This is a genomic window from Sphingobacteriales bacterium (assembly GCA_016711285.1).
In the GTDB taxonomy this organism is placed as follows: Bacteria; Bacteroidota; Bacteroidia; order Chitinophagales; family UBA2359; genus JADJTG01.
Window position 1 is genome coordinate 44,177 of the sequence record JADJTG010000017.1, and the last position, 21,381, is coordinate 65,557.

General features: G+C 42.7%; 17 protein-coding genes, 1 tRNA gene and 1 pseudogene. 5 read left to right on the plus strand and 14 right to left on the minus strand.

From position 1 onward, the window contains the following. Nucleotides 1-17: 17 nt before the first annotated feature. Complete coding sequence (locus tag IPL35_16170; GenBank protein MBK8444840.1) at nt 18-875, minus strand: esterase family protein; 858 nt, start codon at nt 873-875, stop codon at nt 18-20. A gap of 296 nt (nt 876-1,171) precedes the next feature. Here IPL35_16170 and IPL35_16175 point away from each other — a divergent pair, with 296 nt between their 5' ends. Both IPL35_16175 and IPL35_16180 read left to right on the plus strand, forming a co-directional pair. Continuing rightward, on the plus strand, nt 1,172-1,882 hold the full coding sequence (locus IPL35_16175) for an esterase (GenBank protein ID MBK8444841.1): 711 nt from the start codon (nt 1,172-1,174) through the stop codon (nt 1,880-1,882). A gap of 67 nt (nt 1,883-1,949) precedes the next feature. After that, nucleotides 1,950-3,053 (plus strand): hypothetical protein, encoded by a 1,104-nt coding sequence (locus tag IPL35_16180; GenBank protein ID MBK8444842.1) that lies wholly within the window; start codon nt 1,950-1,952, stop codon nt 3,051-3,053. 62 nt (nt 3,054-3,115) lie between these two features. Here the strand turns inward: IPL35_16180 and IPL35_16185 are convergent, their stop codons facing one another. Continuing rightward, on the minus strand, nt 3,116-3,826 hold the full coding sequence (locus tag IPL35_16185) for a phenylalanine 4-monooxygenase (GenBank protein MBK8444843.1): 711 nt from the start codon (nt 3,824-3,826) through the stop codon (nt 3,116-3,118). A 111-nt stretch (nt 3,827-3,937) separates the two neighbouring features. Then, a complete protein-coding gene (locus tag IPL35_16190; GenBank protein ID MBK8444844.1) occupies nt 3,938-4,381 on the minus strand; it encodes a translation initiation factor in 444 nt (147 codons plus the stop codon). On the opposite strand from IPL35_16190, the gene IPL35_16195 reads away from it, so the two are divergent. After that, a tRNA-Met gene (locus tag IPL35_16195) sits at nt 4,346-4,418 on the plus strand. The two genes, IPL35_16190 and IPL35_16195, sit on opposite strands and share 36 nt — an antisense overlap. A gap of 177 nt (nt 4,419-4,595) precedes the next feature. Here IPL35_16195 and IPL35_16200 read toward each other — a convergent pair. From IPL35_16200 to recJ, 5 genes and pseudogenes are all read right to left on the minus strand, one after another. Then, a pseudogene (locus IPL35_16200) lies at nt 4,596-5,934 on the minus strand (cytochrome-c peroxidase). Nucleotides 5,935-6,222: 288 nt separating this feature from the next. Beyond that, a complete protein-coding gene (locus IPL35_16205) occupies nt 6,223-7,143 on the minus strand; it encodes a ribose-phosphate pyrophosphokinase (protein MBK8444845.1) in 921 nt (306 codons plus the stop codon). Nucleotides 7,144-7,256: 113 nt separating this feature from the next. Beyond that, nucleotides 7,257-10,112, minus strand: a complete 2,856-nt coding sequence (locus tag IPL35_16210) for an FAD-binding protein (GenBank protein MBK8444846.1) — start codon at nt 10,110-10,112, stop codon at nt 7,257-7,259. A gap of 323 nt (nt 10,113-10,435) precedes the next feature. Next, entirely contained in the window at nt 10,436-11,308 is an 873-nt protein-coding gene (locus IPL35_16215; protein MBK8444847.1) for a bifunctional 5,10-methylenetetrahydrofolate dehydrogenase/5,10-methenyltetrahydrofolate cyclohydrolase, read from the minus strand. Between the two features lie 186 nt (nt 11,309-11,494). After that, nucleotides 11,495-13,207 (minus strand): single-stranded-DNA-specific exonuclease RecJ, encoded by a 1,713-nt coding sequence (recJ, locus tag IPL35_16220; protein ID MBK8444848.1) that lies wholly within the window; start codon nt 13,205-13,207, stop codon nt 11,495-11,497. Nucleotides 13,208-13,803: 596 nt separating this feature from the next. Here recJ and IPL35_16225 point away from each other — a divergent pair. Together IPL35_16225 and rsmA are read left to right on the plus strand one after the other, a co-directional pair. Then, on the plus strand, nt 13,804-14,385 hold the full coding sequence (locus tag IPL35_16225; protein MBK8444849.1) for a 50S ribosomal protein L25: 582 nt from the start codon (nt 13,804-13,806) through the stop codon (nt 14,383-14,385). 112 nt (nt 14,386-14,497) lie between these two features. Then, nucleotides 14,498-15,271, plus strand: coding sequence for a ribosomal RNA small subunit methyltransferase A (gene rsmA, locus IPL35_16230; protein MBK8444850.1), 774 nt, complete (start codon nt 14,498-14,500; stop codon nt 15,269-15,271). Nucleotides 15,272-15,291: 20 nt separating this feature from the next. Here the strand turns inward: rsmA and IPL35_16235 are convergent, their stop codons facing one another. The 6 genes from IPL35_16235 to IPL35_16260 all read right to left on the minus strand — a co-directional run bounded on the left by IPL35_16235 (nt 15,292) and on the right by IPL35_16260 (nt 21,261). Then, on the minus strand, nt 15,292-15,918 hold the full coding sequence (locus IPL35_16235) for a DNA-3-methyladenine glycosylase 2 family protein (GenBank protein ID MBK8444851.1): 627 nt from the start codon (nt 15,916-15,918) through the stop codon (nt 15,292-15,294). A gap of 37 nt (nt 15,919-15,955) precedes the next feature. Further along, nucleotides 15,956-17,233 (minus strand): sigma-54-dependent Fis family transcriptional regulator, encoded by a 1,278-nt coding sequence (locus IPL35_16240; protein ID MBK8444852.1) that lies wholly within the window; start codon nt 17,231-17,233, stop codon nt 15,956-15,958. A 93-nt stretch (nt 17,234-17,326) separates the two neighbouring features. Further along, complete coding sequence (gene miaB, locus IPL35_16245; protein ID MBK8444853.1) at nt 17,327-18,754, minus strand: tRNA (N6-isopentenyl adenosine(37)-C2)-methylthiotransferase MiaB; 1,428 nt, start codon at nt 18,752-18,754, stop codon at nt 17,327-17,329. A gap of 223 nt (nt 18,755-18,977) precedes the next feature. After that, nucleotides 18,978-19,313 (minus strand): tetratricopeptide repeat protein, encoded by a 336-nt coding sequence (locus IPL35_16250; GenBank protein ID MBK8444854.1) that lies wholly within the window; start codon nt 19,311-19,313, stop codon nt 18,978-18,980. Nucleotides 19,314-19,350: 37 nt separating this feature from the next. Continuing rightward, nucleotides 19,351-20,085, minus strand: coding sequence for a 3'-5' exonuclease (locus tag IPL35_16255; protein MBK8444855.1), 735 nt, complete (start codon nt 20,083-20,085; stop codon nt 19,351-19,353). Between the two features lie 75 nt (nt 20,086-20,160). Then, nucleotides 20,161-21,261: an acyltransferase gene (locus tag IPL35_16260; protein MBK8444856.1), complete on the minus strand. Its 1,101-nt coding sequence runs from the start codon at nt 21,259-21,261 to the stop codon at nt 20,161-20,163. Nucleotides 21,262-21,381: the final 120 nt, after the last annotated feature.

Consider the following 21,381-nt stretch of genomic DNA (forward strand, 5'->3'; position numbering starts at 1 on the left):
TGGTCGGCGTAGCAGTTTTATTTTTCTACAAAAGCCCACTTCAAAAAATCGGGCAGCACCGCCGCCCAAGTTGCTGTATCGTGCTTTCCGTTTTCAACCTCTACATATACCACCTCATCATACGGACGAAAACCTTTTTGAGCCAGTGCCACTATCACATCTAAGGTGTCGTCAATGGCATCAATGATACCATTGTTGTTGCGGTCGTCTGTTTCGTCATTCGTACCTGCCTGCAACCAAAATTTCAAAGCGGGTTTGTGACTTGTCTGCGCTATCCGTTTCGGAACGATGCGCTCACTTTCTTCGTGCTTTGCACTATCATTCCACCAGAAAGACCCCGAAAATACACCCACTTTTTTAAATACATCTGCACAATGCCAACCTATATCAAAAGCAGACAAACCGCCCAGAGAACAGCCCGCTATCACCCCCCTTTCCTCCAAATGATAATGTCGGCGCAGCCAGGGCAAAAGCTCCCGCACCACACATTGCGTATAGGCTGCTGCCAATGCACCCCGCCCTTTGTAGTCGGCGGTATGGGCAGTGCCGTATTCTTGCAGGCGGCGTTCGTTGGTATGCAGCGCAAAAACCACGGGAGCAACACCGTATTGATGCGCCAAATCGTTAAGAGCTGGACGCAAGCGCAACGCCTCTGCATCTTGACCGTCATTGAGTACTAAAAAAGGAAATTTATCCTGAGTCGGTGTGGCTGCCGCAGTCGGCGAAAAAATATCTATATAAATAGTGCGTTGCAAAAAATGCGAGCGATAATGTTGTCGCAAAGGCGGCGCGTAGCTATCTGAAAAATCAGGAGAAGCATTGATGTTTACTGACTTTTTTCGCCTCAATAAAAACGCTATCCAACCTTCAAACATGGGAATAAGTATATTTTATATTCAATTAATTTTATTGTAATTTTGTGGCGTTTTTTTATTACGCGTAAAAAATTGCTCTTTCAGATTTTGTATGCAAGCCGCCGCTCGTATTGTTTTACAGCGATTTCTGCAGCAAAATACTTGCATCATTTACTGCTTCGGAATAAAATAATAAGCAGCGATGTTGTACACTGCGGATACAATGAGCCTATTTCAGCATATCGTTTAATCGTTATTTTTTTTAAATTTTTCAATAAAAATATTTTTTATAAAAAAAGAGCTTGCAAAGATAAGAAATGAAAGAACAATACATTAAATGGCATTCGCCCAACTTGAGCGGCGAAATAGATTGCTTGGTTTTCGGCGATCGGGGTTTACCAGTCATTGCATTTCCTACTTCGATGGGGTCGGTGCAGCAGAATAAGGATTTTGGACTTATAGGCAGCGCGTGGTGGTTTGTACAAAATGGCTTGGTGAAAATTTACAGCGTGGGTGCAGTGGACAAGTACAGTTGGTACAACAAAAAAATTCACCCCGCCGAGCGCGTAAAAAACCACATGTGGTACGACCGTATGATTTACGAAGAACTTGTGCCGCGCTGCTTGGCAGAAACCGGACATTCCAAAGTAGCTACTGCCGGTTGCAGTTTTGGGGGCTATCACGCCACCAATTTCGGCTTCCGCCACCCCGACAAAGTGCGCTATATCCTCAATATGGGTGCTGCTTTTGATATTCGCTCGCACCTCAACGGCTACTACGACGAAAATGTTTATTTCAACAACCCCACCGACTTTATGCCGCATTGCTGGGACGATCACTTCCGCGAGTTGTTTGTGTTTTTGGGCGTGGGTGAACACGATTTTTGTTTAGATGCCAACCAGAAAATGTCCAATTTGCTCACTCAAAAAAATATCGGCAACTGGTTAGATGTGCGCCCCGGACAAGTACACGATTGGCCCGCGTGGCGTGAAATGTTTCCACATTATCTGTCTTTAATGACTAAATAATTTTTTCAAAATCATATATTTTTATAAATACATATTTTTTAAAACAAATAATTCAATCAATAAAAGCATGAAAAAAATAGGCATTTTACACGGTATGGAAAATACCTTTCCTGCCGCCTTTGTAGAGCGTATCAATAGCAAAAAAATCAGCGGCATTGTCGCCGAACCCGTAAAAGTGGATATTGTAGAGCAGGGTAAAGCCAGCGATTACGCCGTTATTGTGGATCGTATTTCGCAAGATGTACCTTTTTACCGTGCTTTTCTCAAAAACGCCGCCATCACCGGTACTGCCGTTGTGAACAACCCGTTTTGGTGGAGTGCCGATGAAAAATTCTTCAACAACGCTTTGGCGGTTTCTATTGGCGTACCTGTACCCAAAACGGTGCTGTTGCCTTCGCACGAGCGTCCTGACAATACCAAAGAAACATCTTTCCGCAATTTGGCGTTTCCGATGAGCTGGGGCAGAATATTTGAACATATCGGCTTTCCGGCATATATGAAACCACATTCCGGCGGCGGCTGGAAAAGTGTGTATCAGGTAAAAAACACCGAAGAATTGTTTCAAGCCCACCGCGAAACCGGACAATTGGTGATGATGTTGCAAGAAGAAATTAAATTTGAGTCGTATTATCGTTGTTATTGCTTGGGCGGAAAATATGTGCGTATTATGGAATACGAGCCGCGCAATCCGCATCATCTCCGCTATGTACATAATAAATTCAACAGCGAGAAAAAACTCATCGACACCATTCATAAATATGTGCTGGCATTGAACCACGCATTGGGCTATGATTTTAATACTGTAGAATTTGCCGTGCGCGATGGTATTCCGTATGCCATTGATTTTTGCAATCCTGCCCCCGATGCTGATATTCATTCCGTAGGCGAAGAGAACTTTGAGTGGGTGGTAGAGCACGCCGCTAAATTTACCATTGAGCGTGCTTTGGCACATAAAGCCGGTGCAAACAATCTTACTTGGGGTACTTTTGTGCGTCAGTCATTTATGCAACAGCCCATCGCAATGGAAATAATCGGTGAAAAAAAAGAGGCAACCGCAGCACCCAAAGCAAGTGCCACTGCCCCGAAAGCAAAAGCCGCTGCTCCTAAAAAAGCGGCAGCAAGCAAGGAAGAAACACCTGCTGCCAAACCCGCTAAAAAAACAAAAAAATAAAGCAATATTTTGACCTATCTAAAACGCCCCTTTGACATCATTTATCAAAGGGGCGTTTTTTTTTAATTTTGCTCCAGCACCTGCCGCACCTCCGCCAAGGAATGAAACAACTCCTCAAAAGAATCAATAACAAAATACGCCGACTGAATTTTGTCGTTTTCGTAAGGAGTGTTTAAAATCTTCGCCGCATCAAAAGGTAAATGCTGCGGCACTTCGCTCAGTGAAAATTTTGTTTCGCTATGAGAAGAAAGAATGCAAGCCCCGTAGATGCGTTTTTCATCTTTTTCGAGCATCAGTCCAAACTCTACCGTAAACCAATACAAACGCCCCAGCATGGCAACAGCCTGCGGATTGTGCAGATATTGAGTGCCTAAAATACCGATATTTTCATAAAAATCGCAAAAAACCTGCTTGGTGAGCAAAGGCACATGCCCAAACACATCATGAAACATATCCGGCTCCGGTAAATAATCCAACTCATCAAGTCGGCGCAACCACGAAGTAGCCGGAAACTCACGATTGGCGAGCAACTGAAAAAAATCCGCCTCCTCAATAATACCGGGTACGCATTTGAGCCGCCAGCCGGTAAGAACTTCCAAGCGGCGGTTGATGTCGTCAAAATTCGGGATTTGCTCCGCCATAAAACCAATGGCTGCTATGCCCTCTATATAAGCGGGGGCTGCCAAATGCGGCAAAATTTTCATCTGCCTTTCAAAAAGTAATTTCCATACCGCAAAATCCTGCGCTGTATAAGCCGCATAATTTTGCACCATATCGGGAATTAAAGGGTAACGTTTTGTCATTAATGATAAAATATTATTTGATTTAAAATTGCCCTATTGCCTTGTATTGCAGTTTCGCCAGACTCCCTTATTTTTATTTTTTTAGCATAATTTGGTTTTATAGCCTTGTTTTTCCAATAAATTTTTCACTTTTTCACGGTGTTCGCCCTGCAATAAAATTTCGCCGTCTTTCAGAGAACCGCCGCCACCACATTGTGTTTTGAGCCACTTGCTCAACTGTTCCAATTGTGCCTCACTGCCCTGAATATTACGCAACAAAGTTACGGTTTTGCCGCCACGGTGCTTGCGCTCTATATACAAATGTATGGTTTGCGGTTTGGGTGGCAAGGCATCTTGTTCGGTGGCAGTGTTGGTTTCTTCCGAATGATTTTCTTCGGGAACAGTATCTTTAAAAGCAGCCTTAAAATCTTCCAAAGAATATTTTTTCATAAATAATTTTAATTTTCCTACAAAAGTAATAAAAATGTTTTTACCTTCGCAGCACCAAATCGCGGGGTAGAGCAGTTGGTAGCTCGTCGGGCTCATAACCCGGAGGTCGCAGGTTCGAGTCCTGTCCCCGCAACTCTTAACATCAAAAGGAAACAATACAGCATAATGCAGGTGTTGTTTCCTTTTTTCTTTTATAAAAAAACCGCCCAGATAAAAGACTTAGGGCGGTTTTTTATGTATTTATCATATAAATTTTTACCAGAGCATTTCACGGGTGTTTATTTTTGATAAGTTCTTCTATTTTTAAAGATTATTCGCAACCCAAATCTTTACGGGCGGCTACGTCATTGTTAGGAAAACAAAAATCGGAAGGTAGATCCTCCGGCACATAACGGCTCAAATAGGGGTCGTAGAGTGCATTTTCAATAAAATCGCTGATGTCTTGTATTGCTTCTTCGCTGAGGTGCAAAGGATAAAATTTAGGCGATAATTGTGATTTCGGTACTTTTTCGTTTTCGGCAACCGCATTGTTTTTATAACGAATGACATCTATTATCTTGGAAAAAGAAGCACCGTGTCCGTAGAAAGGACTGTCTTTAAGGTTATAAAGTTGAGGCACTTTAAATTTATACATATCCTCCGCCCTTCCGGGTAAATCCGCCGCGTCCTTTGTGTTCAGGTTGGTTGTCGTTGGTATTATATACATTGCCATATCCGTTGTTGCCCAAATCATTCATACCCAAAGCATAAAACTGCATATCGTTGAGTGCTGCACCGGTGTGGCAGGCTACACAATTGGCTTCGCCGAAAAAATATGTAGCACCGCGCCGTTGGGCAGGTGTAAGAGCAGCATAATCACCACGCAACCAACGCTGAAAAGGTGCCTGATTGGCGAGCAAGGTGCGCTCATAAGCAGCTATCGCCAAACCCGCCGTTATATCGCTGATGCGCTCCGAAACAGGCAAATCTGCAAAAGCCTCATTGAATAATTGTTTATAAATGGGTGTTTCCATCATAAAAGTATTATTTATTCTGAGGCGATGCACCGTTAATCCGGCAATAGCCTGAGTTTCTATACCTTCGTAACCCAAATTGTTTTTTTCTTTTGGTGTACCCACCGTCCAGGCGGCTTCCGTACCGACATTAACACCTGTTGCTCCAAATTGTCCGTTCCACAATATATTGGTTTGAAAGGCACTATTGAGAGCCGAGGGTGTGCGAATGGGCTGTACGTCTATTTCCTGGTTGGTGTATTCATTATTTTTAATGCGCCCCTCTCCGGTATGCCCAAAACCAATACCGCCTTCGCCGATGCCTTGCGGCAAACAAGCCTGAAAACCTGCTCTGGCGTGGTGGCAACTGGCGCACGAATAAGTGAGCAATCCTTTATTACTTTTTGGATTGACCGCCAAGGCTGTTTCGTGAAATAAAAACTTGCCCAAAGCTACCTTCGCCGGTGTAATGGGGTTGCGGGGGTCTTGCGGAATAGCACTGAAATCATCACTTGCGGGCAACATAAAAAAAGAAAGACCTTTTCCTTTAGCTGCTGTTTCTACAAACTGAATAAGTTTTTGGTCGTTATGGCTAATCGTGATGTCTTGGTCGTGGTCGGGCGTACAAGCCTGTACAAAAATAATAAGTGCTGACATTCCAAAAGCACTTAACAAAACACGAGCGTTTATTTGATGAAGTAACATAATTTCCGGTTATCGTTGTAATAAAAACAACAACCTATATACCAAAGTAAACAAATACTTCTGTTAGTTCCAAATAAACCACTTTTTAAGACATTTTGTGTCAAAAATCCTTTAAAATAAAGGGATTTTTAATAAAAAAAAAGACAACTGTGTCTTTTATTAGACGCTATGTGGATAGTTTTTTTATCACTAAATGTCGGTCGGTAATTGTAGTATTTTTGGTTCAAATATATCCATTTTTTACAGGTGCTCTGCTATCAACCCCGCCATACTGATAACTTTTAAAAATCCGTTTTGTAAGGCTTGCGCACGCGGATAAGAGTCGCTGCAATAAACAGCGTGTATCAAGCCGCTGTTTTGTAAACGCTCTAAAGCATTATTTACGAAAATTCCGTGTGTGGTAATCACAGATACTTGCGTAGCCCCTTTTGAAAGATAAGTTTCGGCGGCTTTGAGTAATGAACCGCCGGTGCGTATCATATCATCATAAATAATGACGGGTTTTCCTTGTACATTGGCATTTACACTCAATACGGCGGTACTATCGCCGGAAATGCGTTTTTTGATAATATAAGCCGCTTCTGCTCTCAAATCGTTGGCTAAAGACTCTACCCATTTGGCTCTGCCCGCATCGGTGCTTGCGAGTACATATTCTTGTCCGCCGCTCAATTCGTGTACTGCCTGATACACCAAGGGTTTGCAATAGATATGCGCCGTGTGAATTTGGCTGTCGAAATAATGGGGAATACCTTCGGAGTGCAGGTCAAACATCAAAATGCGGCTGCCTAAAGGAGCGGTAGGCAAAGAAGAAAACAAAACAGCCCTACTTTTGGCAACCACCACTTCGCCTGCATGTACGGCGCGCTCCATCGTAGAATATCCGAAATAGGGAATGACGAGCGTGAGTGATAAAGCCCCTTGTTTTACCAATCCAAAAGCCAAATCATAGAGTTCCAGCGTATCGGTATCAGAGATAGTACCGCCTAGCAATGCCACATTTTTACCTTTTACATCATCAATAATTCGCAGATAATGTTCGCCGTCCGGAAACTGTTTGTGCTCTATATTTCCCGCCTGATAATGGTCGGCAACAAGCAATATTTTTTCGGCGAGATAGGTATAAGCGCGTGTAGCGTACAGCAGGTGTTTTTTTGATTTCACGACAAAAAAAGTTAAAAGTTGTGATAGTGCTAAAAATCAGTATTCGCAATCCCTATATCTTTTGGATTATTTCATTCTTTTATATTTTTTTACATAAAAAATGTAAAAAAACATTACTTGCGCAGCAAAGCGGCGTGCAGTACCTCCACCGGATGCAAAGCGCGACGTTGCGTGCCATCGGCTATTTGATGGCGACAACTATTGCCCGCCGCTACAATGATGGTATCGTTGCTGCTGCTGCGCACCGCCGGAAACAGCACCAATTCCCCTATTTTCATTGATATATCAAAATGCTCCTCCTCGTAACCAAAAGAACCCGCCATTCCACAACAACCGCTCGGTACTATTTCTACTTCATAATGTTGCGGCAAAGAAAGCATCCAGGCAGTGGCATCTATGGTAGAGAGTGCTTTTTGATGACAATGACCATGTACAAGTACTTTTTTGTGGTCTTCCGTAAAATCGGCAGCCGTCAGATGTCCGCGCTCTATTTCGCGGGCAAAAAATTCTTCTATCGTCAAAGTATGCTTCGCCAACTGCTGTGCGGTGGCACGCTGCTCAGGGGCTGCCAGTTTGATGTATTCATCTCTGAAACCCAAAATTGCCGAAGGCTCTATACCAATCAGCGGTTTTTCGTCGCTCACTTTATTGCCGAGCAATTTTATATTGTCGCGTGCTATTTGTCGGGCTTCTTCCAAAAGTCCCTTTGAAATTTGTGTGCGGGCACTGCTGCGGTGTTCGGGAATTTCTACCCGATAGCGCAAGCGGCTCAACAATTCAATGGTTTTGATGCCGATTTCTACATCTATATAATTGGTAAATTCATCATTGAACAAATATACCGTTGCACGCGGAAAATCAGGCACGAGTTGCTGCTTATGTCCCTGATACCATTTTGCGAGGGTGTAGGTATATGGTTTGGGCAAGGTGCGTTGTGCTGCCACGCCCGCCATTTTTTTGGTGAGCGACATATTCATCGCCATTTTGGAAAGCCCCGGAAACCACGATGCACGCTCCATCCATTTAGAGAAGTTGCCGAATATATCTGTTTGCAGCGATGCTTTGCGGTGGCGGTTTTTCTGATACAAAAATTCCGATTTCAGCGTTGCCATATCCACATTGGAGGGGCACTCCGATACACAGCCTTTGCACGAAATGCACAAATCCATTGCCGCTTCTATGTCGGGGTGGTCAAAAGGGTTGGTGGCATTGGAGCGCGTGAGCAATTCGCGCAAAATATTGGCGCGGGCGCGGGTGCTGTCTTTTTCGTTGTGTGTAGCCATATAGCTCGGACACATCGTGCCGCCCATCAGGTGGCTTTTACGACAATCTCCTGAGCCGTTGCATTTTTCTATTGCTCGCAAAATGCCGCCTTCCTCCGAAAAATCATAGATGGTATCAAATTGTTTCGTAATCTGTCCGGCTTCGTAGCGCAGCGAAGTATCCATCGGAGGGGTATCTACAATTTTTCCCGGATTAAAAATGCCCTGCGGGTCCCAGATGTGTTTCACTTGCCGAAATAAATCGTAGTTGTGTTCGCCGACCAAAAGCGGTAAAAACTCGCCGCGCACCCTGCCATCGCCGTGTTCACCACTGTTAGAGCCTTCATATTTTTTTACCAATTGTGCTGTTTCTTCAGCTATGGTACGGAACAAAACGACATCTTGGGGGTCTTTGAGATTTAAAATCGGGCGCAAATGCAATTCACCGGCACCGGCATGCGCATAGTGTACGGCTCGTTTGCCGTATTTTTCCAATATTTTATTAAATTCGGCAATATATTCGGGCAAATACTGAACTGCCACAGCCGTATCTTCTACAAAAGCAACAGGTTTGGCATCGCCCGGCACATTAGACAGCAGCCCTAAACCCGCTTTGCGCAAAGCCCATACTTTGACAATGTCTTTTCCTTCTACCACCGGATAGCTGTAACCGTAGCCCTGTGCCTGCCACGTCTGCTTGAGTTGTTGCAGTGTAATTTGTAAATCTTCTTGTTTTTTCGCGGCAAATTCCACACAAATAATTGCTTTGGGTTTGCCGTCAATAAAAAAGCGGTATTTGCTGAACTCTACATGCGACTCGGTACATTCCAACACAATATTATCCATCATTTCTATGGCTTCTGGATAGTATTGCACTGCTATTTGTGTGGCACGCAACGACTCGTCAATGCTGTTGAAATGTCCTATCAACAGGGCTTTGTACGGTGGCGGCAGGGGCATTAAATTGAGTTTGACGGCGGTAGTGAGTGCCAATGTGCCTTCAGAGCCGGCGAGCAATTTGCATACATTAAAAGGTTGTATATCATCTTCCGAAAAACATTCCGAAAACAGCAGCGCATCTAAGGCATATCCGGTATTGCGGCGGCTTACGTTTTCGTTGGGAAATTCACTGATAATTTCACTCTGATTGGTTTCATCGCACAATATTTCGTTCATAGCGCGATAAATAGCTCCTTCGCTGTTGTTGAGGTGGCATTTTTCGGTGAGTTGCGCTTTGTTCAGTGGCATAAAATGCGCTTCGCTGCCATCGCGTAATAATGCTTTGGCTTCGAGGAGGTGGTCGCGGGTAGAGCCGTATTTAATAGATGTAGAACCGCAGGAATTATTGCCCACCATACCGCCAATCATGCAGCGATTGGAAGTGGAAGTATCCGGCGCAAAAAACAAACCTTTATCTTTCAGAAACAAATTTAGTTCGTCGCGCACCACACCCGGCTGCACCCATACCCAACGTTCTGCTTCGTTCAATTCCAGAATTTGAGTGAAATATTTTGAAAAATCTACCACTATTCCGTTTCCTACGCACTGCCCCGCCAAAGAAGTACCAGCGGTACGCGGGATAAGCCCCATACTTTGCTCGGAAGCAAAAGTTATCAGGAGTTTTAAATCGTGGTCGTTTTTGGGAAAAGCCACAGCAAAGGGCATTTCGCGATATACCGAAGCATCAGTAGCGTAAAGGGTACGCATCAATGTATCATCGTACAATTCTCCTTGAAAAAACTGGCGGAGTGATGCCAAAGATGCGGAGGTGTTTTTCTCTGAAGTTGCTTTTTTTGACACGGGGTTCGTTGACTAAGTAAAAAATCAGTAATAACAAAAAGTAAAGGATATTCGCCATTATGAGCCGCACTAAGGACAAGGAATATCAAATTATCCGGACTAATTACGTTCAGTGTGTGGGCACAAAAATAGAAAACTTTATCGTAATGCGCAGAATATAGGCTAATTATTTTATTGACTTTGTATCAAAGGATTTTGGGGGGTTGGCAGGTGAGTTTATAATATTTTATTTATTTATCATAAACTTCGCCTTTGGCAGCGCGCAGGGTGTTGAGTAGCAGCATTGCTACTGTCATTTGTCCTACACCTCCGGGTACCGGCGTAAGGTATGCGGCTTTTTGTGCTACCTGTTCAAAATTAACATCGCCTTTGAGGCGCACGCCGCTTTTGGTATCGGAAGCCGGAACGTAGGTGCTGCCTACATCTATTACTACGGCTCCTTCTTTTATCATATCTGCTCCTACCCATTCGGGTTTGCCCATTGCTACTATCAAAATATCGGCGGCTCGCGTGTAGTCTGTCAAATTTTGGGTGCGACTGTGGCATAAAGTAACAGTGGCATTGGCAAAATTTTTATTGCGCGACATCAAAATACTCATCGGAGTTCCTACGATATTGCTTCGCCCTACAATCACGCAATGTTTTCCGGCGGTCGGTATATCATAAAATTTCAGCATTTCCATAATTCCTTGCGGAGTAGCGGGCAGATAACAGGGCATATCCAACATCATACGCCCTACATTGACGGGGTGAAAACCGTCCACGTCCTTAGCGGGGGCAATTGCAAGATTGACGCGCTCGGCATTGATATGCGGCGGCAGGGGCAACTGCACAATGAAACCATCTATATCAGCGGCTTGGTTGAGTTGTTGTACTTGCTCCAGCAAAAACGCTTCGCTGATGCTGTCGTCAAAATGGAGTAAGGTAGAATCAAAGCCCACCGCTTGGCAGGAGGCGATTTTGTTTTTGATATAAGAAGTACTACCGCCATCATTGCCCACCCATATTGCCGCCAAATGCGGCGGACGCGGCAGGGCTGCAACAGCTTCTTTGATATTTGCCTTGAAATAATCGGCTACGCGTTTTCCGTCTAAAAGTTGCATATATTCAAATAAAACGAACAGCTAAGGTAAAACTTTTCTGCTAATAAACAGTGCCTTTTTATAAACCTGACAGATATTTACGGCACAATATTTTAATAGCAAACAAAGGATAAAAAAATGGACGTGATCTTTTATCCCGTCCATTTTTGTTTTATTTTTTATTAAAAAAAACAATTCAAATATCTGTTATTCTTCATCCGGAATTTTCAGGTCTTTCACAATCAACTGTAGATTTTTATTACCTCTGAATTCATTTTCTACTACCTGATAACAAATATCAAAAATGCCTTCTTTTACCACTTCAAATTTTTCCGACATATTAAAACCAATGCCTTCCATGGGTGCAGAGCCGTTTTGTACTACCTGCAATTTGATATGGCTACGCTCCTGCCCTACCAATGCCGACACGCCGGAATCGCGCACATGGCGGCTGATGAATACGGGATTGAGGTTGCCGGGACCAAAGGGGTTGAACTGATTGAGGATTTTGTAAAACTGCGGATTAAGTTCGTCTATTTCTAATTCGGCATCAATCAATACTTCCGGCATGAGCAATTTCTCGGCAATTTGCTCATTCACTACTTCTTCAAAACGCTGAATAAAAGCAGGTACATTGGCTTCTTCTATCGTCATACCGGCGGCATATTTGTGACCGCCATATTGTATGAGCAAATCTTCGCAAGATGTAAGCGCGTTGTAGATGTCGAAACCTTTTACGGAACGAGCCGAACCTGCCACTTTGCCGTTGTCGTTGGTTAAAATAATCGTGGGGCGATAGTAAGTTTCGGTCAGCCGCGAAGCCACGATACCAATTACACCTTTGTGCCAGCCAGGGTGATACAGTACGGTGGAGTATCGCTGTTGGGAGTCGGGGTCACTGTACAGCATATCTAAGGCTGCTTCAGTAATTTCTTTGTCAATCTGACGGCGTTTTTCGTTGAGTTGTTCTAATTCCTGCGCCTTGATACGGGCTTCGTAGTCGCTGTCGGCGATGAGTAATTCTACTGCCAGCACGCCACTGCCCATTCTGCCGGCGGCGTTGATACGAGGACCGAGCGAAAAAACAATATCCGAAATAGACAATTCTCTACTGGCAAGCCCGCAACTTTCCAGCAAAGCTCTCAATCCGGGACGCGCCTCTGTATTGAGCCGTCTGAGTCCGTAATACGACAATACACGATTTTCATCGGTAATCGGTACAATATCGGCGGCGATGCTCACCACCACCAAATCCAAAAACTTCTCCAGATAATGGAAAGGCACTTCATTGGAGAGTGCGAAAGCTTGCAACAGTTTAAAACCGATGCCGCAGCCGCTCAACTCCTTGTAAGGATACTCACAATCATCGCGTTTGGGGTCTAATACCGCACAGGCTTCGGGCAAGGAAGCACCCGGACGGTGATGGTCGCAGATAATAAAGTCTATGCCTTTTTCTTTGGCATATAATACCCTGTCTTCTGCTTTAATACCGCAATCCAAAGCAATAATGAGTGTAATACCTTGCTGTTTGGCAAAGTCAATACTTTTAAAAGATATACCGTACCCTTCCTCGTAGCGGTCGGGAATATACCGATATACCTTCGGGTAGATTTCATGGAAGAAGCTGTACACCAAGGCGACAGCCGTGGTTCCGTCCACATCATAATCTCCGTACACTAAAATTTTTTCATCATTCACCAAAGCGTCTTCTATTCGCTTCACTGCCTTGTCCATATCTTTCATTAGGAAAGGATCATACAAGTCATCAAGCGAAGGACGAAAAAAACGTTTAGCCTGATTGATGTTTAAGACACCACGATTGACCAATAATTTGCATAAAACACTATTTATTTTTAGTTCCTGGTGCAATGAGTTCACAGCTTCTTCATCTGTTTCTTTTAACACCCAGTTTCTATTCATATTCAACACATCAAGCGAAAATCTTGTCTTCTTTTTTATATAGCCCTTGTCCACCTCTGTATCTTTTTGGCTATATCAGGTCGCTTATTTCATACTTTTTCGCTTCATCTCCGCTTCTACAAATACGATTAAAATGCACAAAAAAGTAATGTCTGACAAGCAAGACAAATTTTTCTAAGAAAAAACAAAAAACTGCTTTAATTGTTTGTTGCTTTTATCTTTACATATATAAGAGGATAAAGTTACCACTTTTTTTGATGTAGTGTTGTTATTTATTGATAAATAATAATTTTTGGTTTTATAACAGGGTTTTATTAAGAAAAATAAATGACTACTACTGCTTTACATTGCTGTTTCTGTAGTTTGTATGCCAATAGTCCTTTGAAAAATTATTACATTCTACAAGTATCACTTAAAGTTTGAGTAAAAATAATGTATTAAAAAAGGTATTTATTTTTGATTTTTGCAAAAAAAACAATACCTTTGCGCACTTATTTTACTACAAAAGTATCGGTTTGCATACAGAAGCCGTACCGGAAGTAAGAATTTACGGTAACAATCAATAAAAATTTTAAAAAATAATATTTTATTCAACAATGAGAACGATAGACATTCAAGGTGTGGTGCGCAATACTTTGGGCGAAAATGCTGCCAAAAAAAACCGTAAAGAGGGTTTAGTGCCTTGTGTATTGTACGGTGGCGATAAAAATCATCATTTCACCGTGATAGAAAGCGATTTGCACAAATTAATTTATAATCCTGATTTTCACGCAGCAAAAATTAATTTGGACGGCAAAGAATCCATCGCCATTATTAAAGAAACTCAATTTCACCCTGTCTCCGATGCCTTGTTGCACGTTGATTTTTTTGAGTTGAAAGAAGGTAAAAAAATTACTTTGGAATTGCCGGTGCGCTATATAGGTACTGCCAAAGGTGTGCGTGTGGGTGGTAAATTAGTGACCAAACAACGCAGGCTGAAAGTAAAATCTACTTTGGAAAATTTAATTCCTGAGATTTCGGTGGATTTGACGGAATTGGATTTGGGCAAAACTATTAAAGTAGGCGACCTAAAATTAGAAAATGTAGAAATCGTCAATTCGCCCAGCACACCGTTGGCTACTATCGAAATTCCGCGCAGTATGCGTAGCGAAGCTACTCCTGTCGGTAAGAAAAAATAATATATCTTTTCTTTTTTTATATTTCAAAAAAGAACCTTGTAAAATGTACTTTGTTGCATTTTACAAGGTTCTTTTCTTTTATCATTTTACATATACCGTTATTTCTTTTTTTATGTTGCGTTTAAAAAAAAGTTTAGGTCAGCATTTTCTGAAAGATAACAATATTGCACGCAAAATAGTACAAGCCTTGCCTGCCGCCGCCTGCCAAGCTGTGGTAGAAATCGGTCCCGGCGAGGGTGTGCTCACACAGTTTCTTTTGGAACGCAACGATATTCCGGCTTTTTATATCATTGAAATTGACCGCCGTCTGCCGGAGGTATTGTCGGAAAGGTTTCCGTCTTTGCAAGCCGCACAAATCATTAATCAAGATGTATTGGTGGTAGATTTTGCTGCTGTTTTTCCTGAAAAAATTGGCGTTATCGGTAATTTTCCTTACAATATCTCTACACAAATTGTATTCAAAGTATTGGAACACCGCGCACAGGTACAGCATTTGGTGGGTATGTTTCAGAAAGAAGTGGCAAAGCGAATCTGTGCCAGTGAAAAACACCCCGATTATGGCATTACTTCGGTGCTGACACAGGCGTACTACAAAGCAAAATATTTGTTTGATGTATCGCCGCAGGTATTTGCACCGCCGCCCAAAGTGATGTCGGGCGTATTGCATTTGGAGCGGCATTATTTGTACGAAGATGCTGTGGCGTATCCGCAATTAAAGGCGGTGGTGAAGGCAGGTTTCGGGCAAAGACGAAAAATGTTGGGCAATGCGCTGAAATGTCATCAAGACCGCTGGCACCGCACTACGCTGCCCGCCTGGCAACAACGCCGCGCCGAGCAATTGAGTGTGGCGGAGTGGGTGCAATTAGCGAAGGAGTTGGCGGAATAAAACACGGAAATGACACAATATCAGCTATTATCCAAAGAAGCCCACAGATAGCGGCAGGCGTAGCTGCGGTAGGGTCGCCAGCTTTCGGAGAGGGCGGCGGCTTCGGCGGCAAAAGCGCGGCTTTCGATGGGTGCGGCAATTTCGTAATGACGCGCCACCGCTTTGCGGATACCCAAATCGCCTACCGAAAACACATCGTTGCGATACAGGGCAAATATCAAAATCATCTCCACCGTCCAGCATCCTACCCCTTTTATTTGTGTGAGCAGTTGCAGCACTTCATCATCGCTGTATTGCTGAAAATCAAAAGTTTGCAAATTATTATCTGTCCAAAAATGGGCAATATTCAACAAATAACCGGCTTTTTGATTAGAAATGCCCGCTGTTCGCAAAAATTCCGTATCGTGTTGCAGTAATAAATGTGGAGCAGGAAAATACCCACCGAACAAAGCCTTAAATTCTTTGACAATCGCTGCTGCCGCTTTTACCGACAACTGCTGCGAAATAATAGCATCTAAGAGTGTTTCGTATATATCTCCCGCCTCTTCATAATGCACTTCTATCGGATAGTCGGCTATTAATCGAGCCATCACCGCATCTTGCAGCATCAGATGTTGGCGGGCAGTATGAAAAGTGGCAGCGTTCATTTCTTTTTAATTTTTTTATGGTGCTGAAAAGAAATTTCTATTCATCAATTTTGTATTCTTTGATTTTACGGTAGAGCGTTCTTTCGGAAATCCCCAATTCTTCGGCTGCTAATTTGCGCTTACCGTTGTATTTTTTCAATGCCTTGATGATCATTTCCTGCTCTTTATCCATCAAGGATAAGGACTCATCTACAATTTCAGCCGAAGCAGTTTCGGTATAGGCGGTATTATTGCGCAAGCGTGTACCACTTTCTTGTGCAGCACTCAAAATAATCGGTGTATTAAAACTATCTGCCCCCGAATAAGGCATTACTTGTTCATTGCTGTATGCTTCGCCGCGCTCCACAAAATGAGCTTGCACCATATCAGAAGGCACATAGCCGCGCTCTGCCAATGTAAACATAAATTGTTTGAGTTCGTTAATGTCTTTGCGCATATCAAACAATAATTTATACATCAGTTCGCGCTCGCTGTAAGTGGTTTCCTGTGCGCCGGCAACCGCCAAAGCGGGCAGTTGCGAAAAATGATGTGTAGGCAAAAACTGCAATATTTCTTCTTCGGTGATGTCGCGCGTTTTGGAAAGTACCGTCATTTGCTCGGCGATATTTTTGAGTTCGCGCACATTGCCCGGAAAACGATAATTAATCAAGCGGTTTTTTGCATCTTCATTCAGGCGGAGGGGCTGCATACGGTTGCGCTCGGCAAAGTCCACCGTGAATTTGCGAAACAACAAAGGAATATCTTCCCGGCGTTCGCGCAGGGGTGGTACTGTAATAGGCACTGTATTGAGACGGTAGTACAAATCTTCGCGGAACCTGCCTTTGGCTATGGCTTCCAATAAATTTACATTGGTGGCAGCCACTACACGCACATCTGTTTTTTGTGTTTTGGAAGAGCCTACCCGTATGTATTCGCCGGTTTCGAGTACGCGCAAAAGACGTGCTTGTGTGGAGGGTGGCATTTCGCCTATTTCATCTAAAAAAATAGTGCCGCCATTTACTACTTCAAAATATCCTTTGCGATTATCCACCGCTCCTGTAAAAGCTCCTTTTTCGTGACCGAACAGCTCGCTGTCGATAGTGCCTTCGGGGATAGCACCGCAATTGACGGCGATAAAACTGTTGTGGCGGCGCAAACTCAATTCGTGGATAATTTTTGAAAACACTTCTTTTCCAACGCCGCTTTCGCCACTGATGAGCACGGTGAGGTCGGTAGGAGCTACTTGTACCGCCACGCGCAAGGCTCGCAGGTAATTTTCCGAATTGCCGATAATATTAAAACGCGCTTTGATACTTTGAAGGTCTTGCTCTGCCATGTCTGGTTAGTTGGGGTGGTGCTGTATTTTTTTTATATTAATACTAAAAAATTTGCCAAAACTGATACGGAAATAAAAATCGCTACTACTATATTATTGTACCAATACGCCGCGCAAACTGGCAGAAGTGCAGTCGGTGACACGCACTTGCACATATTGTCCGGCTTCGGCATTGCCTTTCGGAAAAATAATCATTTTGTTTTGCGAATTGCGCCCGCACATTTCTTCATCAGAGCGTTTAGATGTTTTTTCAACCAGCACCTCATATATTTTTCCTACATCGGCTTGGTTACGCTCAAAAGAATGTGCATTTTGTAAAGCAATGACTTCATTAAGTCGGCGTTTTTTGACGGCTTCGTCCACATCATCGGCATATTTGCGGGCGGCGAGTGTTCCCGGACGCTCCGAATAGGCAAACATATATGCCATATCGTATTTCACGATTTCCATTAAACTCAAAGTGTCTTGATGCTCGGCTTCGGTTTCGCTGCAAAAGCCGCTGATGACATCGGTACTGATGCCGCAATCGGGCATATAGCGGCGAATGGCAGCCACACGCTCCAAATACCACTCGCGGTCGTAGGTGCGGTTCATCAAATCCAAAATACGGCTGTTGCCGCTTTGGACAGGCAGGTGGATATATTTGCAGATATTATCATGTTTTGCCATTATTTCAAGTACTTCGTTGGTAATATCTTTGGGGTGGCTGGTAGAAAAACGCACCCGCAACAGCGGATTTACCTGTGCGGTCATTTCGAGCAGTTTTGCAAAGTTGATGTGTTCACCACTTTCGGGGTTTTGCCATTTGTAGCTGTCCACATTTTGCCCCAGCAGGGTTACTTCGCGGTAGCCTCTGTTGAATAAATCCTGTGCCTCTGCAACGATGGAGAAACTGTCGCGGCTGCGCTCACGTCCGCGCGTGAAGGGTACTACACAAAAAGAGCACATATTGTCGCAGCCGCGCATAATGGAGATGAAAGCACTGACACCGTTGGCATCTAAGCGAACGGGGGCAATGTTGGCGTAGGTTTCTTCGCGCGAGAGCAATACATTGACGGCGCGCTGCCCGCCTTCGGCTTCGGCGAGGAGGCGCGGCAAATCGCGATAAGCATCGGGTCCACACACCACATCAACGAGGCGTTCTTCTTCGATAAGTTTGCTTTTGAGGCGTTCTGCCATACAACCCAGCAAACCGACTACGGCGTTGGGGTTTTGTTTTTTGATGCCCGACAACTGTTGTAAGCGGTGGCGCACCCGCTCTTCGGCTTTTTCACGGATAGAGCAGGTATTGAGGAGTATGACATCGGCATTTTGGTAGTTGTCGGTGATGCCGTAGCCATCGGCATATAGCACCGAAGCCACAATTTCGCTGTCGCTGAAATTCATTTGGCAGCCGTAGCTTTCTATATAAAAACGCTTGCCGTTGGCAGCCGCCACCAAGGGCATTGCCAGCACTTCGCCTTGTCTTTCTTCTTGCAAAGGCACATTATGAGCAGTGCCGTTGTGCGTAGATTCAAACATATATTTTTAAAATAATGAATTTTTTTATATAATTATTCAATTATCCGTAATAAAAGGATTATTTAATTGGGTGTGTAGTGGTTTTCAAATAAACCCCAAAATATTTAGCTATTAATAATAGTATACCTTTTCGCTGCACAAAGTTACAATATTTATCGCCCATAATTAGGTTTTAGGAACAAAAAGTGACAAAAAGTCAGTTTTTATGATTATATGCTGTTTTTTATTCCATCATTTCATCTAAAAGATTGCGATAAGCAGCTTGCAATTCGCGGAGAGCGTGCGAGTCGCCGATACTTTGGGCAGTTTGCATACCCGCCTCGAATATAAAACGTGCTTGCTCGTAATTTTCCTGCTGTTGGTAAAGTTTGCCGAGATGATAATACAAGCCCACATAAGCGGGGTGTTGGCGGCGCAGGGTTTCAAAAGCGACAATGGCGGCGGCGGTATCGCCCGATTTGCTGTATTCGGCGGCTATGGCATAGGCGATAAAAGCATCGTTCGGGGCAGCGGCTTGCAACGACAGCAATTGTTGTAAGCGAGGAGTAACGTGGTTCATAGATGCGTGTGTATCTTACAGAAATACCAGCACAATTTTATTCTGCGGCGGCTTCAATGTCGGCGGCTTGAATATAGGGCAATCCTTTGAGGCGCAGCACCATTTGTGCTACGGAGGCAACATCTTGTTCGCACACGCTCCGAATTTGTTGCAGGTCATTTTGCAGCCAAAACAGCCGCGATACGGCTCTGCCATCGGGCAGGGCGGCGTTGTGTGGAATTTCCAACACCTCGCGCAGCAGCCGCAACGACACAAAATGCCGACCTGTGCCAAAACGCCACAAATGTATGGTATCCAAAAATGGCAGTTCCCAGGGTTTTAAAAAAGCCGCCTCCAACAGTTGTGGCACAGACATATTGTGAATTACCAAACGGCGGCATAAAAAAGGTACGTCAAATTCTTTGATATTGTGTCCGCAAAGGGTTGCTTTTTTGGGGTTGTTGAAATGCTGGTTGAGGAGTTTTGAAAATTGTTCCAATAGTTTTTGTTCATCGCGGTCGCAGAACGATTTGATGCGCAAGCCCAGCGTTTTGTTGGGAGTGCGAAATAGCAGCCCCACCGAAATGCACACCACTTTTGCAAATTCGGCGTGCAGCGAGGCTTCTTGCTCAAAAAGTTGTTCGGCACTGATGTCGGCGGCGGCAGATGAATGTGCAGTACGCTCTTTCCAAAGCTGCTGTTTGGCGAGCGACATATCGCCGAGCTCGTCCGTTTCGGTGACGGTTTCTATATCTAAAAATAAAAGATTTTCTAAGTTGATTTGATCCAGCATGGTGTTTGATAAAAATAAATACTATCAATTAGAATAAAAAATATGCGTTTTTGCCTGTTTTAAATCTAACAACATCTACGACATGGTAGATTGACTTTGTACTACAACGTATTTATTCTTAAATTTTAGAAAATATTTTTCTAAATACAGATAAGAAAAAGATGAAAATAGAAATGTTAAAAGAAAAACTATAATAGAAAATAAAAAACATTTTATTCCTGTTGGTAATACATGTCTGTTAAATACAAGTTTGACAAGTAATTTAGAAGTAATAAATAGCATTAATGGATGTATCACATATATGCCGTAGGAAATTTTACCTAAATAGTCAAAAATTTTATTTTCTAAGTTAAAAATTTTATTTGTTTTCTTTATTTGCCCAATTATTATGAAGGCTGTTAGCAATGCTGTAATTTCATGATGAATAAGTATGCTTTTAAGTTTAAATGGAGTAAGTATTTTTATACTAAGTAAAAAAAATAGTACCGCCCAACTTATAAATTGAATTTCTCTACTATTAATAATATTAATTATTGAGTGATTTTTGTAATAAGCATAAGCTATGCTTCCCCCTATTACCATACAATCCACTCTAGCAATATCTAATATTCTAAATGGCAAAGTATCATAAAAAAACAAAGATAGATATATTTTAATAAGTATAGTAAAGATAACGAATATAAAGATTAATCGTTTTATTCTATTGATATGTGGAATTAACCATGGTAAGATTAGATAAAATTGCTCCTCCACGCCTAAAGACCAATAATGCGCTATTAAAGGCAATTGCTTATGTAGAATAACAGGTATATTTGCTCCAAAAAACAGATAAAACAAAAAAGTTGTGCCGTCAAATTTTAAATGACAAATGAATATCACTATAATACTTAAAAACAACCAAAGATAATATAGCGGCCAAATTCTCAATATTCTTCTTAAATAAAATTTCTTAATATCTATATATCCTTGTTTGTCGTATTCCTTTAATAATAAAAAAGAAATTAAGAAACCACTTAAACTAAAAAAAATAGTAACCGCCAATCCACCTGGTAAATTTCCATCTACCTGTAAGCCAAATTTAGGAAAAAATTCTATTGTATGTGCTATCAATACAAAAATTGCAGCTATTGCTCTTATTCCATTCAGTCCAGAAAAATATATTATTTTTTTTTCCATGTATTAATTCAGGTTAAAGATTTGAAAAGTTCATCAAATTATTGATTTCTTATAAAACATTTTTAGACATAGTAAGCAAAGATATAAAAAATTATTTCTCATTATTTCTTTATAAATCAG

Bases quoted from the DNA above. Each gene is read 5' to 3' on its own strand.
- IPL35_16170 (MBK8444840.1), bottom strand. From the start codon at position 875: ATGTTTGAAGGTTGGATAGCGTTTTTATTGAGGCGAAAAAAGTCAGTA.
- IPL35_16175 (MBK8444841.1), top strand. From the start codon at position 1,172: ATGAAAGAACAATACATTAAATGGCATTCGCCCAACTTGAGCGGCGAA.
- IPL35_16180 (MBK8444842.1), top strand. From the start codon at position 1,950: ATGAAAAAAATAGGCATTTTACACGGTATGGAAAATACCTTTCCTGCC.
- IPL35_16185 (MBK8444843.1), bottom strand. From the start codon at position 3,826: ATGGTGCAAAATTATGCGGCTTATACAGCGCAGGATTTTGCGGTATGG.
- IPL35_16190 (MBK8444844.1), bottom strand. From the start codon at position 4,381: ATGAGCCCGACGAGCTACCAACTGCTCTACCCCGCGATTTGGTGCTGC.
- IPL35_16210 (MBK8444846.1), bottom strand. From the start codon at position 10,112: ATGCGTACCCTTTACGCTACTGATGCTTCGGTATATCGCGAAATGCCC.
- IPL35_16215 (MBK8444847.1), bottom strand. From the start codon at position 11,308: ATGCAACTTTTAGACGGAAAACGCGTAGCCGATTATTTCAAGGCAAAT.
- recJ (MBK8444848.1), bottom strand. From the start codon at position 13,207: ATGAATAGAAACTGGGTGTTAAAAGAAACAGATGAAGAAGCTGTGAAC.
- IPL35_16225 (MBK8444849.1), top strand. From the start codon at position 13,804: ATGAGAACGATAGACATTCAAGGTGTGGTGCGCAATACTTTGGGCGAA.
- rsmA (MBK8444850.1), top strand. From the start codon at position 14,498: ATGTTGCGTTTAAAAAAAAGTTTAGGTCAGCATTTTCTGAAAGATAAC.
- IPL35_16235 (MBK8444851.1), bottom strand. From the start codon at position 15,918: ATGAACGCTGCCACTTTTCATACTGCCCGCCAACATCTGATGCTGCAA.
- IPL35_16240 (MBK8444852.1), bottom strand. From the start codon at position 17,233: ATGGCAGAGCAAGACCTTCAAAGTATCAAAGCGCGTTTTAATATTATC.
- miaB (MBK8444853.1), bottom strand. From the start codon at position 18,754: ATGTTTGAATCTACGCACAACGGCACTGCTCATAATGTGCCTTTGCAA.
- IPL35_16250 (MBK8444854.1), bottom strand. From the start codon at position 19,313: ATGAACCACGTTACTCCTCGCTTACAACAATTGCTGTCGTTGCAAGCC.
- IPL35_16255 (MBK8444855.1), bottom strand. From the start codon at position 20,085: ATGCTGGATCAAATCAACTTAGAAAATCTTTTATTTTTAGATATAGAA.
- IPL35_16260 (MBK8444856.1), bottom strand. From the start codon at position 21,261: ATGGAAAAAAAAATAATATATTTTTCTGGACTGAATGGAATAAGAGCA.